The organism is Maccoyibacter intestinihominis, from assembly GCF_040096355.1.
In the GTDB taxonomy this organism is placed as follows: Bacteria; Bacillota; Clostridia; order Lachnospirales; family Lachnospiraceae; genus Maccoyibacter; species Maccoyibacter intestinihominis.
The window spans coordinates 47,688-66,176 of the sequence record NZ_JBBMEX010000008.1; the positions used below are offsets into that span (position 1 = coordinate 47,688).

The 18,489-nt window shown below is 42.1% G+C and carries 17 protein-coding genes; all 17 read left to right on the top strand.

The window, feature by feature from the left end; genetic code table 11:
* Positions 1 to 74: 74 nt before the first annotated feature.
* Positions 75 to 1,376, top strand: a complete 1,302-nt coding sequence (locus WMO43_RS08780) for a bifunctional folylpolyglutamate synthase/dihydrofolate synthase (protein ID WP_353530940.1) — start codon at positions 75 to 77, stop codon at positions 1,374 to 1,376.
* Complete coding sequence (locus tag WMO43_RS08785; protein WP_177963201.1) at positions 1,369 to 1,512, top strand: hypothetical protein; 144 nt, start codon at positions 1,369 to 1,371, stop codon at positions 1,510 to 1,512. Before WMO43_RS08780 ends, WMO43_RS08785 begins: the two co-directional genes overlap by 8 nt.
* Entirely contained in the window at positions 1,512 to 2,984 is a 1,473-nt protein-coding gene (locus WMO43_RS08790) for a tetratricopeptide repeat protein (RefSeq protein WP_353530941.1), read from the top strand. Before WMO43_RS08785 ends, WMO43_RS08790 begins: the two co-directional genes overlap by 1 nt.
* Positions 2,985 to 3,135: 151 nt before the next feature.
* Positions 3,136 to 3,459 (top strand): STAS domain-containing protein, encoded by a 324-nt coding sequence (locus WMO43_RS08795; protein ID WP_177963199.1) that lies wholly within the window; start codon positions 3,136 to 3,138, stop codon positions 3,457 to 3,459.
* Positions 3,456 to 3,890, top strand: coding sequence for an anti-sigma F factor (gene spoIIAB, locus WMO43_RS08800; RefSeq protein WP_177963198.1), 435 nt, complete (start codon positions 3,456 to 3,458; stop codon positions 3,888 to 3,890). Before WMO43_RS08795 ends, spoIIAB begins: the two co-directional genes overlap by 4 nt.
* Positions 3,883 to 4,638: a SigB/SigF/SigG family RNA polymerase sigma factor gene (locus WMO43_RS08805; protein WP_177963197.1), complete on the top strand. Its 756-nt coding sequence runs from the start codon at positions 3,883 to 3,885 to the stop codon at positions 4,636 to 4,638. The genes spoIIAB and WMO43_RS08805 overlap by 8 nt, the downstream gene beginning before the upstream one ends.
* A 61-nt stretch (positions 4,639 to 4,699) precedes the next feature.
* The gene (locus WMO43_RS08810; protein WP_353530942.1) at positions 4,700 to 5,755 is read left to right on the top strand and encodes a coiled-coil domain-containing protein; all 1,056 of its coding nucleotides are present in this window, start codon (positions 4,700 to 4,702) and stop codon (positions 5,753 to 5,755) included.
* A 202-nt stretch (positions 5,756 to 5,957) separates the two neighbouring features.
* Positions 5,958 to 7,016, top strand: a complete 1,059-nt coding sequence (locus WMO43_RS08815) for a DUF5692 family protein (RefSeq protein WP_353530943.1) — start codon at positions 5,958 to 5,960, stop codon at positions 7,014 to 7,016.
* A gap of 387 nt (positions 7,017 to 7,403) precedes the next feature.
* Positions 7,404 to 8,105: a YoaK family protein gene (locus WMO43_RS08820; RefSeq protein ID WP_353530944.1), complete on the top strand. Its 702-nt coding sequence runs from the start codon at positions 7,404 to 7,406 to the stop codon at positions 8,103 to 8,105.
* Positions 8,106 to 8,298: 193 nt separating this feature from the next.
* On the top strand, positions 8,299 to 9,159 hold the full coding sequence (locus WMO43_RS08825; RefSeq protein WP_353530945.1) for a transporter substrate-binding domain-containing protein: 861 nt from the start codon (positions 8,299 to 8,301) through the stop codon (positions 9,157 to 9,159).
* Between the two features lie 36 nt (positions 9,160 to 9,195).
* Positions 9,196 to 9,969: an amino acid ABC transporter permease gene (locus WMO43_RS08830; protein ID WP_353530946.1), complete on the top strand. Its 774-nt coding sequence runs from the start codon at positions 9,196 to 9,198 to the stop codon at positions 9,967 to 9,969.
* A gap of 12 nt (positions 9,970 to 9,981) precedes the next feature.
* Positions 9,982 to 10,740, top strand: coding sequence for an amino acid ABC transporter ATP-binding protein (locus WMO43_RS08835; RefSeq protein ID WP_353530947.1), 759 nt, complete (start codon positions 9,982 to 9,984; stop codon positions 10,738 to 10,740).
* 260 nt (positions 10,741 to 11,000) lie between these two features.
* Positions 11,001 to 13,586, top strand: a complete 2,586-nt coding sequence (gene clpB, locus WMO43_RS08840; protein ID WP_353530948.1) for an ATP-dependent chaperone ClpB — start codon at positions 11,001 to 11,003, stop codon at positions 13,584 to 13,586.
* A gap of 249 nt (positions 13,587 to 13,835) precedes the next feature.
* Positions 13,836 to 15,116: an O-acetylhomoserine aminocarboxypropyltransferase/cysteine synthase family protein gene (locus WMO43_RS08845; protein WP_353530949.1), complete on the top strand. Its 1,281-nt coding sequence runs from the start codon at positions 13,836 to 13,838 to the stop codon at positions 15,114 to 15,116.
* A gap of 25 nt (positions 15,117 to 15,141) precedes the next feature.
* A complete protein-coding gene (locus WMO43_RS08850; protein WP_353530950.1) occupies positions 15,142 to 15,549 on the top strand; it encodes an RrF2 family transcriptional regulator in 408 nt (135 codons plus the stop codon).
* A gap of 299 nt (positions 15,550 to 15,848) precedes the next feature.
* Positions 15,849 to 16,325 (top strand): RNA polymerase sigma factor, encoded by a 477-nt coding sequence (locus tag WMO43_RS08855; RefSeq protein WP_177963125.1) that lies wholly within the window; start codon positions 15,849 to 15,851, stop codon positions 16,323 to 16,325.
* 2 nt (positions 16,326 to 16,327) lie between these two features.
* Entirely contained in the window at positions 16,328 to 18,427 is a 2,100-nt protein-coding gene (locus WMO43_RS08860; protein ID WP_353530951.1) for a beta-propeller domain-containing protein, read from the top strand.
* Positions 18,428 to 18,489 lie beyond the last annotated feature (62 nt).

Consider the following 18,489-nt stretch of genomic DNA (forward strand, 5'->3'; position numbering starts at 1 on the left):
AAGTCAAAGAAATATATGATAAAGGAAGTCTGTAGGACAGGCTTCCTTTTTTGGATTTAGGAAAGGCTGATAAAATGAAAATGACATATGAACAGGCAGTTTCATATCTTTATGAGATACCAAAGTTTACGAAAAAAAACGGATTAGAGCATACAAAGGAGCTGTTGCGGAGGCTAGACATCCGCGAGGAAAATTTTAAGATCATCCATGTGGCGGGAAGCAATGGAAAAGGTAGTGTCTGTCGAGCCATCAGCGAAGTGTTAACGGAGAATCAGAAAAGCAATGGATTGTTTATTTCACCACATTTAGTAAGAATGGAAGAGCGTTTTTGTATCAATGGAAAAATGTGCTCTGTGGAGGAATTTTTAGAGGCATTTCACTGTGTCTATGAAGTCGTAGAACGAATGCAAAAAGAAGGACTTGCACATCCGACTTTTTTTGAATATCTCTTTGGAATGGGAATGTGGATCTTTCAAAAAAAACGGGTGGAATATCTGGTGCTAGAGACAGGACTAGGAGGCAGGCTCGATTGCACCAACGTTTTTACGCATCCACTGTTAACGATCATTACCTCGATCAGTTTAGAGCATACCGAGTATCTGGGAGATACGATTGAAAAAATTGCGGCAGAAAAAGCAGGGATCATCAAGCAGGGAGTACCGGTACTCTATGATGCCGGCAATGAGAAAGCAGATCAGGTAATCAGCACAAAGGCATCGGCATGTCAGGCAAAAATTTATCCGGTACATAGAAATTCCTTAAAATTTCCTAAATTTAATGGGAAATATATTGATTTTTATTTTCAATGTGACTATGATGTAGATACGAAAATTTCGATTCCGTTTGCAGCACCATATCAGATGATGAATATGACACTGGCATATCAGGCGATGAGGATGTTAGAACCGGAAACAGGTATAAAAAAAGAAGAGATTCTAAAAGGAATCCGAAATACCAGATGGCAGGGAAGAATGCAGGAGGTCGGAGAAAATATTTATTTTGACGGCGCACACAATGTGGCAGGGATTCATGCATTTTTAGATTCCGTTGCATTAATACGACCCCAGAATCCGATATTGCTGTTTTCGATGGTATCGGATAAGGACTATGAAAAAGCCATACAGCTTTTAGCCGAGAGGGGACAATGGGAACAGGTCATTGTGACCACGATTTCAGACAAGCGCGGCATTCCGGCAGAAGACATTGCCAGGATATTTTCCCATTTCGGACAGCAGGCTGTCGTAATTGAGGACAGCAGAAAAGCCTATGAATGGGCATTAAAAGGTAAGAAACGGGGACAGGCATTGTTTTGTACCGGTTCATTATATTTTATAGGAGAGTTATTAGAGATTACAGGAGGTAAGAACAGTGATTGATTTTGAAGAAGAGTTAAAGAAATTTCAGCCAAGCCTTGAGGTGGAAGAGGCAGAGGAAGCTATTTACAATCAGGATCTGACAGATATGACAGACATCTTAAAAGAAATGCTTAAAGATATGAAAGGAACAGTATAATGGAATGTTATCGATGCGGAGCAACGCTTGGCAGAGAATCCTTTTGTCCAAGCTGTGGCACAGATGTAAAAGTATATAAAAAGATCATGCAGACATCGAATGCATATTATAATCAGGCACTTTCACGGGCAGGTGTCAGGGATCTGTCGGGAGCAGTGGAGAGCCTGAAAAAGAGTCTGCGTTTTAACAAAAAGAATATCCAGGCAAGAAACCTGTTAGGACTGGTATATTTTGAGATGGGAGAGACCGTATCTGCGCTTAGTGAGTGGGTCATCAGTAAGAATTTTAAACCGGAGAATAATATTGCCGGGGAGTACTTAGATGAGATCCAAAAGAACAGAGCCAGATTAGAATCGATCAACCAGACGATTAAGAAATATAATCAGGCATTGCTGTACTGTCATCAGGACAGCAGGGACATGGCGATCATCCAGTTGAAAAAGGTGCTTTCCATGAACCCTAAGATGGTACAGGGACATCAGTTGTTAGGTCTGCTCTATTTAGAGGAAGGCAATTACGAGCAGGCAGCCAAGGCATTAGAAAAAGCACATGCCATTGATACGAACAATACCACAACACTTCGTTATATGAAGGAGTTAGATGACCGTGCAAAAGAATCGGGAACGACGTTAAAGGACAAAAATAAAAAGACGGTTTCCTATCAGAGTGGAAACGATACGATCATCCGTCCGGTTTCTAATTTTAAGGAGAGCAGTTCCGGTTCTACGGTATTAAATATTGCGATCGGTCTGATCGTAGGAGTGCTGATCACCTGCTTTTTAGTAGTTCCGGGAGTTAGACAGAGTGCGAAATCCAATGCAAAGAACGAGGTGTTACAGGCAAATGATTCCCTTTCATCAAAGAATCAGGAAATCAAGACACTGCAGGCAAAAGTAGATGAACTGAATGGAAAGATTTCAGACGAGCAGAACAGTGCGGACAGTGCCGATGGAAAAGTGGCAACTTATCAACAGCTTTTAACTGCCTATGCAGCATATCGTGATGGCAATAAGACAGCGGCAGGAGATGCCCTTGGCAATGTAAATGCGGAATATTTAGATGACGAGTCAAAGAAGATCTACGATGCAGTTAACAGTGAAGTGAACAGCGAGTATTTAGCTTCTACCTATCAGGATGCTTACCAGAAATACAGCAGCCTGAACTATGCAGAAGCGGCAGCAGGCTTCCAGAAGATCATCGATATGGATGAGAACTATCATGACGGTTATGCACTGTATTACCTTGCACAGTCCTATCGCAAGAATAACGATATTGACAATGCAAGAACTTACTACCAGAAGGTGGTGGAATTATATCCGAATACGGAGCGTTCCTCAAGAGCACAGAAATATTTAGATGAATTTGGTACAGCGGAAGCGGACACAGCAAATCCGGATGATGCAGCGGATGAAAATACAAGAGATACAACAACTGGAGATACCGGTAATACGGATATTCCGGGAATTGAATAGTGGTACAATATAGGAACAATACAAAAGACATCAGGCTTTTTGCCCGGTGTCTTTTTGATTATAAAAAATGCTCCATAGTGCAGCAGTTTTTATGATATGAAACCAATCTATGATACAAGAAAAAATTATAAGAAAGATAGAGGAGAGGTATATGATATTTCAGTATGAATTAAAAGACAACAGTCTTCGGGTCATGGTGCCAAAAGAACTTGACCACCACAGTTCCATTGATCTGCGTTCGCAGACGGATATGTTACTTCAAACGTATCATGTGAAAAATCTGGTTTTTGATTTTAAAGATACGGAGTTTATGGACAGCTCCGGAATCGGCATGATGATCGGGCGGTGCAAAAACATGGATTTTACGGGTGGAGAAGTTCGGGCAGAGCATATGAATGGACGTATCCGAAAGATTTTTTTGTTGTCAGGATTGCATAAAATGGTAAAGATTGAGGAAGGCGGAGAAGAAGAATGAGAAAAAATGAGATGTATATGAGTTTTTTGGCAGATTCCGTGAATGAGAGTCTTGCGCGTATTACCGTTGCGGCATTTGCAATGGAGTTAAATCCTACGATGGAGGAAATTGAAGATATCCGTACTTCCGTTTCGGAGGCGGTGACAAACGCAATTATCCATGGCTACGAAGAAAAAGAAGGAATGGTAGAGATCCACTGTGTACTCTTAGACCGGTTATTACATATTGAGATCAAGGATAACGGAAAAGGAATTCCTGATGTGGAAAAAGCAAAACAGCCGTTTTATACGACAAAACCGGAGTGTGAGCGTTCCGGAATGGGGTTTGCTTTTATGGAGGCATTTATGGATTCCGTGAAAGTGGAGTCTGAGCTGCATATCGGAACCAGGATTACGATGGAAAAGGAAATAGGGAAGGTAGAGGATGAGTGATTTTACGGAAAGGCTTACCAGGGCACATACAGGAGATGAAAAGGCCAGGGAAGAGCTGATTCTGGAGAATCGTCCGTTAGTCTATGCGGTGGTCAAGCGTTTTGAGTACCGGGGCTATGACAGGGAAGAACTCTTTCAGATCGGAATGATAGGTCTGATGAAAGCGATTGATCGTTTTGATACAAAGTACGAGGTGGCATTTTCCACCTATGCCGTACCGTTGATCACGGGGGAATTGAAACGTTTTTTTCGGGATAATTCCATGATGAAGGTTTCGAGAGGTTTGAAGGAACAGGGATACCATATTGCAAAAGCAAGGGAAAAAATTGAGCAGGAAAAAGGCAGGGATGCCACCTTAGAGGAAATTTCAAAGGAGACGGGGCTTAGTACCGAGGAAATCCTTATGGCAACGGAGGCGAATCGGGAAGTCTCTTCTTTATCGCAGAGCATTTATGAAAAAGACGGCAGTGAGATTTCGTTAGAAGAGCAGTTGTCTGCAAAAGGCGGGGCAGTTCCGGCAGGGAGTGACCAGTCCGGGGAAGGAGATTATGAAAAAGAATTTGTGGTCAACCGGATCTTAGTGGAGCAGCTTTTAGGAGAGTTAAACGAAAAAGAGCGGAAGCTGATCACGCTGCGGTATTTTGAAGAAAAAACACAGGTACAGGCTGCAAAGGAATTAGGGGTCAGCCAGGTACAGGTTTCGCGTTTAGAAAAGAAGATCCTATTGAGGCTGCGAAAGCGTGTCTAAAGAAAAAAGAAGAGTCATCCGATATTATTTACAAATAGGAACAATCATGTGGGGTGACAATATGAGCAGGATAACATCGTATGGAAAGCAGAGCATAACGGATTTATTAGGAAAAATGAATCAGGCAGAGAATGCAATAGATCAGGCGGATAAAACAGAAGATGGAAAGAGTACAAAAAAAGATAAGAGCAAAGTATTTGCAGGCGACCTGAATCTGATTGATGATCCGGTAACTAAAAAACGGAAAGAGGCACAGCAAAAAGCTCTGAAGGTCGTAAAGGATGCCTGGGATATCGACCGTTCTATTGATGCGGATATCCAGGAGCGAAGAGATCACTATGACAAAATGAAGACTTTGTACAGTGAGGCACAGGATGAGGTTTTAAAGATCAATGACCAAAAAAAGGCATTGAGAGAGCAGCACATGGTAGAGCCGGATTCCCAGGAACAAAAAGATTTAGAACTCTTAGAGAAAAGACAGGTTTGCATGAGTGGAAAATTCAATATTGAGTTGACCGAGGAGGAGTGGAAACGTTGTGAAGAAATCGATAAGGCTGGACTGACCAACTACCAGGAACAGGCATTAGAATTAAATAAACGAAGTATCCATTTCCGGGAGGAACTCAAGGAAGCCCAAAAGGGTATGAAGGAGGATGTAGCCAAGATCAAGGCAATCCGTTTGGAACGTTTGAAGTCAGATCCTATGGTAGAAGCAGAGAAAAATGCAGATCAGATCATGGAAAATGCGAGCAAAGAAATTATCGGTCTGTTGAAACAGGAAGCCATAGACAACATGGATGAAAAGCAGCAGGAAGCTGAAGAAAAGGCGAAAGATACCAAGGAAGAGAAGAAAGAGGAAGAAAAAAAGTTAGAGGAACAGAAGTTAGAACGGGCAAAACAGGAAGCTATGATGATGCAGACCAAAGAAGCGGCAAGAAAAGTCCGGGCACAGCAGAAGCACGTGGAGGCATCGGATGTGGATATGGGAGAGATCGTGACCCTTGCAAGAGACTACCGTCAGCCGGAAAATGTGTCGCAGACTTTGAATGAGATCAAGAATAATATGAAACTGTTAGAGGCGGATTTGAAGGGAATCCAGGTGGATGAAGAGGGATAAGAAATATTCATTGTCACTGGTTCGACCAGCAACCAGAAGGGGCGTATTCACGAAAAAATCACGAAAAATATGTAAAAAGTAGTAGAAAATCGTTAAAAAACTTGTAATTTTATTAAAAAAGTATTAAAATTGGATTCATCGGCTGGTATGACCAGCCAAAGAATATCATATATTTAAGTAGCATTGAAGGAGGAAAGAAGATATGTTATTCAACCTTTATGGCGATAACGCCATGTGGCAGCTTCTCGGATGGGTCCTGGTATTTGCCGGATTAGTTATCTGTAATGAAATTGCCCGTCGTACAAAAGCAGGAGGAGTATTCTTTTTCCTGATCTTACCACTTGCATTGACAGTTTATTTTATTGCCATCGCAGTAGGCGCAGCAAACGGCTCAGAATGGGCATTAAACAACCAGACACATAAATACATGAACGGTTGGTTCCATTATGCGAAGCTGTATGCAGCAGTAGCAGGATGTATTGGTTTCATGATGCTCAAATACAAATGGGGCATTGGAAAGAAAGAATGGTTTAAACCATTCCCATTCATCATCGTAGCAATTAACATTTTAATCGCAGTATGTTCTGACTTTGAGTCTGCGATCAGAGGTGCACAGGCATTTGCTGAGACCGGTTCCAGATACTGGTTATCTAACGAGGGCGTATGGCTCTACGGTGGATGGTGGAACTGGGTAAACGGTATTGCCGGAATTCTTAACATCTTCTGTATGACAGGATGGTGGGGAATCTACACATCCAAGAAAAAAGATGATATGTTATGGCCTGATATGACATGGCAGTTCATCTTAGCATACGATGTATGGAACTTTACTTATACATACCTGAACCTTCCTACACATAGCTGGTACTGTGGTATTGCATTATTATTAGCACCTACATTCGCAGCAATGTTCTGGAACAAGGGTGGTTGGATTCAGAACCGTGCAAATACTTTAGCAACATGGTGTATGTTCGCTCAGGTATTCCCATTATTCCAGGTAGGATCTAAGTGTGCAGTATTACCATCTCTTTATGGAAAAGAGTGGACAAATGGTTTAGAGTTAGCTACAGCAGCTCAGCCTGCATATGCAAACCCAACAGCTCAGGGTGTAATGGCAATCCTTGCAATCGTTGTAAACGTACTTTGCATTACCATTATCATCAAACGTTCTCTTGAGCAGAAGAAGAACCCATACAAGAACGAAATCTTTACAGATCAGAAAGACTTCCAGATTGCTATGGCAAGAGCTGAAGAGCAGTAAGAAGAATAGAAATTGTGAGAAGACATGGAGGAAACTCTGTGTCTTCTTTTTTTGTGTGATCTGTTAGGAAGGGTAATGTTCAGCGAGCTCCTGACGATTATTCCGGGTTTCCTTGTGCTAAGCATTCCGATGAACCTCCTTAAAAGCAGGAATCGTGTTCGCCAGAGGGCTCCACGCTTCCGGGAGTTTCATCTCCATAGCACAAAAAGAAACCTTTCATAATCGCCGGGGACAGCGTATGATATAAAGATAAGTATCTAAATCAAAATAGAATATATTTTAGGACTGTCAGAAAATCCTTTTATGTATTTTTACCCATTCCATACTTTACAGAACCCAAAATCAGTGTATAATGTAGTGCGGGAAGCGAGAGAGGAGCGTGATGGAATGGCAGGTTTGGAGAATCCTGTAGAGGAATTGATCGTAGAAAACAAGCAGATGTCGGAAGCATTTTGTAATAGTCTGTTTTTAGCGTTATCGGGAGGATTTCAGGATGCCTATACCTACAATTCAAGAGGCAAGGTGTTTTCAAACGCACAGACTGGAAACGTGGTACTGATGAGCCAGCATTTTATGGAGGGACGCTGGCAGGAAGGAATACGTTATCTGCTGCCGCTGTTGGCATTTGCGGTGGGAGTGTTTATTGCAGAGAGGATACAGTATCGGCATCGATATGCAAAACGTCTGCATTGGAGACAGGGCATTTTGTTAGCGGAGATTGCCATTTTGTTTATTGTAGGTTTTATGCCTGAAAAATGGAATCTTCCGGCAACGATCATGGTATCTTTTGCATGTGCTATGCAGGTACAGACCTTCCGGAAAGTCGGAGGTTATTCCTATGCAAGTACCATGTGTATCGGAAATTTAAGGAGTGGTACCGCAGCATTGTCCGTTTGGTGCAGGGAGAAAAAACCGGAGCAGTTAGAGCAGGCACTTTACTATTTTGGAATCATCTTCTTTTTTGCCATAGGAGCAGGAATCGGTGGAATCTTATCCATAAGATTTGGTTTACATATCATATGGGTTTCCTGCGTCTTTTTATTGATCAGTTTTAGCCTGATGTTTGTAGAAACTTTAAAGAAAAAGTAAAAAATAAGACGGATACACGAAAAGAACGGTGGAATAAGGAATTATGCGAATTTTTCACATAAAAATGCGTAAAAGTAAAAATTTCACAGTTGACATTTGACATATTTGGTGTATAATTATAACAATTCGATGGAGAAGGTCATACTTTCTCCATTTTTTGTTGTAGTTGACATAATTCTAAGGAGGAGCAAGGATGAAAAGGAAATTAATTGGAGTAATTTTAATGGCAGTGATGGTTTGCTCACTGGCAGCATGTGGTTCAAAAGAGACCAAGGAAACAAAAGCAGACGCAGATAAGTCAGGGACACCGGTTTTAAGAGTAGCAATGGAATGTGGCTATGCACCATATAACTGGACACAGTCAGATGATTCTAACGGAGCAGTTCCGATCGAGGACAGCAAAGATTATGCATATGGATACGATGTTATGATGGCAAAGAAGATCGCAGATAAATTAGGCTGTGAGCTTCAGATCGTAAAACTGGACTGGGATTCTTTAATTCCTGCAGTACAGTCAGGAACCGTGGATTGTGTTATCGCAGGTCAGTCAATTACTTCTGACAGAAAAGAAATGGTAGATTTTACAGAGCCATATTATTATGCATCCATCGTTACTTTAGTAAAATCTGATGGAAAATATGCAGATGCAAAAGGAATCAGCGATCTTGCAGGTGCAACCTGTACATCACAGCTTGGAACGATCTGGTACGACAATTGTCTGCCACAGTTAAAAGATGCGAATATCCAGCCGGCACAGGAATCCGCTCCGGCAATGTTAGTAGCATTAGAGAGTGGTCGTACAGATTTAGTAGCAACAGATATTCCGACAGCAAAAGCAGCATGTGTTGCTTATCCGGATCTGAAGATTTTAGATTTTACAGATACAGATGATAACTACAAAGTATCCGATGAAGATATCAACATTGGTATTTCTGTGAAAAAAGGAAATACAGAGCTTACAGACAAGATCAACAGCGTATTAAAAGAGATGACAACAGAGGACTTTGACTCTATGATGGACGAGGCAATTTCTGTTCAGCCGTTATCCGAGTAATCAATTAAAAAGGGGTTAGATAACGTGATTTCAAACATGAACTTTTGGGAACGTATTCTCTATCTGTTACAGGAATATGGAACCTCCTATTTAAAAGGTGCAGGAACAACACTTGTGATCGCACTCGTATCGACAGCAATCGGTTGTCTGATAGGATTTATCGTCGGAATCATCCAGACGATTCCGGAGGACAAGCAGAGAGATTCCCTGTTAAAAAAGATCGTTTTAAAGATTGTAAAGATTATTTTAAAGATTTATGTGGAAGTATTCCGTGGAACGCCGATGATCGTTCAGGCAGTGTTTATTTACTATGGAGCTGCACAGATTTTTAACATCCAGATGGGAATGTGGCAGTCCGCATTTTTGATCGTATCGATCAATACCGGTGCGTATATGGCAGAATCCGTGCGTGGTGGAATCATTTCCGTCGATCCGGGACAGACCGAAGGTGCAAAGGCAATTGGAATGACACATGTACAGACAATGACCAATGTCATTCTGCCGCAGGCATTTCGGAATATTTTACCGCAGATCGGCAATAACCTGATCATCAACATCAAGGATACTTCCGTATTGTCCATTATCAGTATCGTAGACCTGTTCTTTGTACATAAGAGCGTGGCAGGTGCGTTGTATACCTATTTTGAATCCGCAGTGATCGTAATGTGTATGTATCTGATCATGACATTAGCAGCGTCTAAACTGCTCCGTTTATGGGAGAAAAAGATGGACGGTTCACAGAACTATGAGTTAGTCGATGTCATGGGGATCGGAACCCAGTTGGGCGAAGAAGTAAAACGTGGAGAGTAGAGGAGGTTTCATATGAATGCAGAAGATGTAATATTAGAAGTATCTCATCTGGAAAAATCTTTTGGCTCTCACGATGTGTTAAGAGATATCAGTTTTCAGGTGGCAAAAGGTGATGTGGTTTCCGTGATCGGAGCGTCCGGTTCAGGAAAATCCACAATGCTCCGCTGTGTGAATCTGTTAGAGACACCAACCGGTGGCAGCATTTTATATCATGGAGAAGATATCACAGATCCAAAGATCAATGTACCGGCATACCGTTCTAAGGTTGGAATGGTATTCCAGAGTTTTAATCTGTTTAACAACATGACGGTTTTAGAGAACTGCATGGTAGGTCAGATCAAGGTAGCTGGAAGAAAAAAAGAAGAAGCAGAAGAAAAAGCAATGGCATACTTAAAAAAGGTTGGCATGGACGCGTACATCAATGCAAAACCGCGTCAACTTTCCGGTGGTCAGAAACAGCGTGTGGCAATTGCAAGGGCTTTGGCAATGGAGCCGGAAATCCTGCTTTTTGACGAACCGACTTCCGCATTAGACCCACAGATGGTCGGAGAAGTCTTAAATATCATGCGTCAGCTTGCGCAGGAAGGCCTTACGATGATCGTAGTCACACATGAGATGGCATTTGCAAGAGACATTTCAAGTCATGTGATCTTTATGTCAGACGGCGTGATCGAAGAAGAAGGAACTGCAAAAGAAGTATTCTTAGAGCCAAAGAGCGAAAAGACCAAGGAGTTCTTAAGCAGATTCCGTGGAATTGAAGGCGAGGTATAATTGAATGTTTTTCCTCTTTCTGCTATACTTTGAGAAAGTATGGAGGAAGAGAAATCTCAACATAGAAAATTCCCTGTTCGGGTATAATATGATACCGGAACAGGGAATTTTTATGTTAAAATTTTTTATAAAAGAATTAGCACTCACATCTTGACAGTGCTAACAAAAGGTGTTATACCTTATATTGTAAAGGAAAAACAGGTTTCAGACATTCTTATTTTTAGGAAATAGAATGTGACGATAGAAAGGGGCGTAGAAGTATGAACATCCAGAAATTTACCCAGAAATCAGTAGAAGCGATCAACGATTGCGAGAAATTAGCATATGAATACGGAAATCAGGAAATCGAGCAGGAACATTTGATGGTTGCATTGATGCAGCAGGAAGATGGACTAATTCCGAAATTAATTGAGAAAATGGAGATCCAGAAACAGCATTTTGCAGATAATGCAAGACGAAAACTGGAAGCCAGAGTCAAAGTGTCCGGAGGACAGGTTTATGTGGGACAGAATCTGAATAAGGTTCTGATCCATGCAGAAGATGAAGCAAAACAGATGGGCGATGAATATGTATCGGTAGAGCATCTGTTTTTAGCATTGATAAAATACCCGAATCAGGCAATGAAAGAACTGTTTAAGGAATATGGTATTACCAGAGAAAGATTTTTACAGAGTCTTTCTACCGTGCGTGGTAATCAGAGGGTAACTTCTGACAATCCCGAGGCAACATATGATACGCTTGAAAAATACGGCTATGACATGGTAGAGCGGGCAAAAGACCAGAAGCTGGACCCTGTCATCGGAAGGGATACGGAAATCCGTAATGTTATCCGGATCCTGTCACGAAAGACGAAGAACAATCCGGTTTTGATCGGTGAACCGGGTGTCGGAAAAACAGCAGTAGTAGAAGGCTTAGCACAGAGGATCGTGCGTGGTGATGTGCCGGAAGGACTGAAGGATAAAAAATTGTTTGCACTGGATATGGGTGCATTAGTAGCAGGTGCAAAATACCGTGGAGAATTTGAGGAACGTTTAAAAGCAGTGCTCGATGAAGTAAAGCAGAGTGACGGTCAGATCATTCTCTTTATTGATGAGCTGCATACCATCGTCGGAGCAGGAAAGACGGACGGTGCCATGGATGCAGGCAATATGTTAAAACCAATGCTTGCAAGAGGCGAGCTTCACTGCATCGGTGCAACAACGTTAGACGAATACCGTGAATATATTGAAAAAGATGCAGCTTTAGAGCGTCGTTTCCAGCCGGTACAGGTCGATGAACCGACCGTAGAAGATACGATCTCTATTTTAAGAGGTATCAAAGAACGCTACGAGGTATTCCACGGAGTTAAGATCACTGATGCCGCATTAGTCAGTGCAGCAGTCCTTTCGAACCGTTATATTTCGGATCGTTTTTTACCGGATAAAGCGATTGACTTAGTTGATGAGGCATGTGCCCTGATTAAAACCGAATTAGATTCTATGCCAACCGAGTTAGATGAGTTGAACCGTAGGATCATGCAGCTTCAGATCGAAGAAACCGCATTGAAAAAAGAGGAAGATCATCTGAGCAAGGATCGTTTAGAGACACTTCAAAAAGAATTAGCTGAATTAAACGATGAATTTGCAGCAAAGAAGGCACAGTGGGACAACGAGAAAAAGACCGTAGAAAAAGTACAGAAGCTGCGTGAGGAATTAGAATCCCTGAAAAAAGAGATTGCACTTGCAAAGCAGAACTACGATTTAGAGAAAGCAGCAGAACTTCAGTACGGCAGACTTCCGCAGTTAGAGAATGAGCTTGCAGGGGAAGAAGAAAAAGTGAAAAAGGAAGATTTTTCACTGGTGCACGAAAGTGTTACCGATGAAGAGATTGCGAGGATCATCTCCCGCTGGACAGGAATTCCGGTGGCAAAACTGACAGAGAGTGAACGAAACAAAACACTGCACTTAGATGAGGAACTTCATAAACGTGTCATCGGACAGGATGAGGGAGTTACAAAAGTAACCGAAGCGATCATCCGTTCCAAAGCAGGAATCAAAGATCCGACGAAACCGATCGGTTCCTTCCTGTTCCTTGGGCCAACCGGTGTCGGAAAAACAGAGTTAGCAAAGAGTCTCGCAGCGAGCCTGTTTGATGATGAAAACAACATGGTAAGGATCGACATGAGCGAATACATGGAGAAATATTCCGTATCACGTCTGATCGGAGCGCCTCCTGGATATGTCGGCTATGAAGAGGGCGGACAGTTAACCGAGGCAGTCCGTAGAAAACCATACTCCGTAGTGCTTTTTGACGAGATTGAAAAGGCACATCCTGATGTATTCAATGTACTGCTTCAGGTATTAGATGATGGCAGGATCACGGATTCACAGGGTAGGACCGTAGATTTTAAAAATACGATCCTGATCATGACTTCTAACATTGGCTCTGCACATCTGTTAGATGGAATTGATGAAAACGGCAACATCAGTAAGGATGCCGAAGAAGCCGTTATGAATGAACTTCGCGCCGGATTCCGACCGGAATTTTTGAACCGTCTGGATGAGATCATTCTGTTTAAGCCATTGACAAAGAACAACATTGGAGAAATCATCCATCTGTTAATGGAGGATCTGAACAGCCGTCTGGTAGACAAAGAAGTCCGTGTCGAGTTATCAAAAGAAGCAGAAGCGTATGTGGTAGACCACGGATTTGATCCGGTTTACGGTGCAAGACCGATGAAACGTTATCTGCAAAAAACAGTTGAAACCGAGGCAGCAAAGCTGATCTTAGCGGACCGTGTCCGTGCAGGAGACACCATCCTGATCGATGTGGAAAATGGAGCATTGACTGCAAAAGTGAAAGCATGATCCATGGATCAGCGAGCAACGGAATTATGAGTGAGCGATACTCATAATAGAATAAAACTTTAGAATATTATAAACAGGAGGCACTTCTCTTCCCAAGCAGAAGAGAAGTGCCTCCTATAAATTTGTCAGAAAAAAGTTAATAAAAGTCCTTGACAAGTGGAAATTTTTACTATAATATAACACCAACCTACTTGGTAGGTATATAAAAGAAAAAGCAAATAAATCTTAAGAAAGAACGAGGTAAAGAAGATGAGTAATTATAAATTTGAAACATTGCAGCTTCATGTAGGACAGGAAAAAGCAGATCCGGTAACAGATGCAAGAGCCGTACCGATCTATGCAACCACTTCTTATGTATTCCACAATTCCCAGCATGCAGCAGACCGCTTCGGACTGCGTGATGCAGGAAACATCTATGGTCGTCTGACAAATTCCACACAGGATGTATTTGAACAGAGAATTGCAGCATTAGAGGGTGGAGTTGCAGCATTAGCAGTTGCATCAGGAGCAGCAGCCATTACCTATGCAATCGAGGCATTAGCACAGGCAGGAGATCACATTGTTGCACAGAAAACAGTTTACGGCGGAACATTTAACCTGTTAGAGCATACATTAGTACAGTTTGGAATAGAGACAACATTTGTCAATGCCCACGACCTCAAAGAGTTAGAAGCAGCTATTTTACCAAATACGAAAGCAGTTTACTTAGAGACACTTGGAAATCCAAACAGTGACATTCCGGATATTGATGCGATCGCAGAGATTGCACATAAACACGGCATTCCGGTTTTAGTAGACAATACTTTTGGTACCCCGTATCTGATCCGTCCGATCGAGCATGGTGCAGATATTGTCGTACATTCTGCAACAAAATTTATCGGCGGCCACGGTACGACCCTTGGAGGAGTTATTGTAGATTCCGGAAAATTTGACTGGAAAGCAAGTGGAAAATATGCACCGATCGCAGCACCAAACCCAAGTTATCATGGAGTATCTTTTGTAGATGCTGCCGGTCCGGCTGCGTTTGTAACATATATCCGTGCAATCCTGCTTCGTGATCAGGGTGCAGCAATTTCACCGTTTGCGGCATTTTTACTGTTACAGGGAACAGAGACACTTTCTCTTCGATTAGAGAGACATGCCGAGAATACCAAAAAAGTCATTGAATATCTTCGTAACCATCCGAAAGTTGCAAAAGTAAACCATCCATCCCTCCCGGATCATCCGGATCACGCACTCTATGAGCGTTATTTCCCAAATGGTGGCGGCAGCATTTTTACATTTGAGATCAAAGGTGGTCAGGAAGAGGCATACCGCTTTATCGATAACCTTGAGATTTTCTCGCTGCTTGCAAATGTAGCAGACGTAAAATCATTGGTGATCCATCCGGCAACTACCACACATTCCCAGTTGTCAGAAGAAGAGCTTGCGGATCAGGGAATCACACCATCTACGATCCGCCTTTCCATTGGAACGGAGCATATTGACGATATTATCGCAGATCTTGAAAAAGGATTTGCAGCAGTTTAAAAAATAGGAAAGGGAAGGAAAAAGAATGATTTCGACACGCGGACGATATTCCATCCGTATTCTTTTAGACCTTGCCGAGCATAGTAACGGTGAATTTATCCCGATGAAAGAAGTGGCGGCCCGTCAGGGGATATCCCTAAAATATATCGAGCGGATCATGCCGGTGCTGAAAACGGGCGGGCTGGTAGACAGCCTGCACGGCATTGGCGGCGGATACCGGTTGACAAAAGAGCCATCCGAGGTGACTTTGTGGGATATATTGATCCTTGCAGAAGGGGATTTGGCACCGGTCTCCTGCCTGCAGGAAAATGCGGCTGTATGTGAACGGGCGGCAGCATGCAGGACTTTGCCGGTATGGGAAGATTATTATAAACTGACGAAAGATTATTTTCGTGGTATTACGTTAGAGGATCTGATGAGGCAGCAGCGTTGAGCGGCTGCCTTAAAATATAGGAAAATGTCAGTATGGTGATTTAGATATCAGAGTTAAAATATTAGGATTTATTTCTGGTGGAATTAATAGGGGCACAGATGAAATATTCCAAGTTTCCTTGTGCAGAACATTCCGATGAACCTCTGAAAGCAGAAATCGTGTTCGCCAGTGGGCTTCACGATTTCTTGAGTTTCATCTCCATTGCACAAAAATAAATGCAACATTTTCGCCATGCCGGGACTCTGATATAATGAGTGCAAGTGAGTAGGCATGTTCACAGAGCACAGGAGGAGGGAACTATGGAAGAATTCATCCGTTGTTATGAAGAGATTTATCCCCGGATGTATAAAACAGCATATTATTATCTGAAAAATGCTGAAGAGGCAAAAGATGCGGTACAGGATGCGGCACTGATCTCCTATGAAAAATGGGGGCAGTTGCGGGAAAAAGAAAAGTATGCGGCATGGATGATGCAAATCCTTGTGAATCGTTGCAAAAGGCGAATGCGGACATGGTTTCGTAAAGAGGATGATATCGAAGATATTTTGAGCAATCGGAGCGAAGAAACATCAAAAGAAACAGATTTTGCGATGCAGGCTGCCGTAAAAGAAGTATTTTGGGAATTAAAAGATGAGGAAAGGCTGATCGTGGCGTTGTCTGTTTTTGGTGGATATACCGGTGAAGAGATTGCTGGTATTTTAGAAAAAAATCCAAGCACCATCCGTTCTAAATACCGCAGGGCATTGAAAAAAATGAGAGAGAAGCTGGAGGGATGAGAATGGAACATAAAAAAAGCAATCATTCATGGGATGAAGAAGAAATAAAAAAATACTTAGAACAGTCAGCAGAGGCAGAGGAGATCCCGCCGGAGTTAGAGACAGAGAATATGCGGAAATATATAAAAACGCAAACGACCGGTGAGCAGCAAAAGAAACATAAAAATATAACTGGAAACATCAAACACTGGTATCCTGCTGTAACCGCAGCATGTCTATGTATCATCCTGCTCGCAGGAGTTAGTGGGATCACAAGAAAAGCGGGAACAGATCAGCAGACATATGGTACGAAGTCACAGACGAAGGACACGGCTGCTCATACAACCTATCACAACATATATCAGCAGTTTTCCGAACTTTGGCAGGGAGAATATGTACAGGGAGAGGTACAGGAATATGCCATCGGAACGCTGGATACAGCCGATATGGCAAGAACGACAGCGGGTAACGAAGAAAGTTCAGATGCTGTTCGGGGTGAGACAAAAAAAGAAAGCAGTGATCAGACAGAGCATGGAGTTACTAATACACAGGAAAAAAATGTGGATGAAGGAGATGTTATAAAAAACGATGGAAGATACCTCTATCAGGTGATTTCAGAAGAAACGAAGACTGCCACCTCGGGGAATTATGCCATTCAGATCACAGATACCCAAAACGGATTGAAGCGAAAGAGCAAGATTCGTGGCTTTGAAAGTATTTCTGATTTTTATATATGGAAAGACCGGCTGATCGTCATAGAATCCTGTGAATTAAATAACAGTGACACCAGTACGACAGAAGATATTGCTTTGTTAAATAAACAGATGTATACAGGAACTGCTTATTGTAAGATTCATATCTATGATACGAAGAATCGCAACAAACCAAAGAAAATCCATACTTTTACGGTAAAAGGCAGCTATGAGGATTCCAGAATTTCCGATGGATATTTCTACTTTTTTGCGCAGAACATGACGCAGAAACCGGATAAAGAGGAGAATTATGAGGAGTATATCCCGGTGGTAGATGGAAAATTGTTGAGTGAAAAAGATATTTTTCTGCCGGAGGACTGTTTAAGCACTTCCTATCTGGTCATGGCATCAATTGATCTAAAACAGCCGGAGAAGTTTCAAGATACCAAGGCAGTAGTGACCGGGGCAGAGCTATTTTATGTAAGTGAAAAAAATATCTATGTGACAGACAGCAGTTATCCGGACTGGGAAGAAGCAGGAACGCAGAGCGACAGTACGAAGATCAGCAGGATTTCTTATCGGGATGGAAAAATGAAATTAGAGGCATCCGGAAGTGTTGAAGGAGTTTTGACGGATGATATGGCAATGAGTGAATATCAGGGAAATCTTCGGATCGCAACCACAAAGACGGCATACGGGATCGAGAAAGTGACGGACGATATCGATGGAGAGATCATCGGATATGATACGCAGGAAAGCACAACGTATAACCAGCTTTATATTTTAGGAAAAAATCTGAAGATCAAAGGAAAAATAGAGAATCTCGCAAAAGGTGAAGAGATTTATGCAGTCCGTTTTTTGGGAAATACCGGATATGTGGTGACATTTCGACAAACAGATCCGCTTTTTTCCATAGACTTGTCTGACCCGAAAAAACCGAAGGTTTTAGGAAAATTGAAGATTAGTGGTTTTTCCGAATATCTGCATGGATACGGCGAAGGAATGCTGTTAGGACTTGGAATGGAAGCGGATGAAAAAGATGGAGCGATAGAAGGAATGAAACTGTCCATGTTTGATATTTCAGATCCTTCCGATGTAAAAGAAACGGCAAAAGAAGATCTGACAGAGTATGGCTACGCAGAAGCACTTTATGATTATAAAGAGGTCTTAGCGGATCAGGGAAAAAATCTGATAGGCTTTTTAGCAAGCGGATATGACAAAACCGATAAATACCGCTGTGACTATCTGCTGTATTCTTATGAGAACGGAAAGTTTGTACAGCGGATGAAGATGGACTGCAAGGAAAAGGGAAATGTGGTCGGCTATATTCGCGGAACCTATATCGGAGATAGTTTTTATCTGTTATACGAAGACGGAATGGTACAAAAATATAGTCTGGATAATGGAGAGTTGGCAGAGACGTTAGAATGATCAGAATAGAATAAAAAAATATCCCCGAAAATTCTTTATAATCAAAGGAAAATTCGGGGATG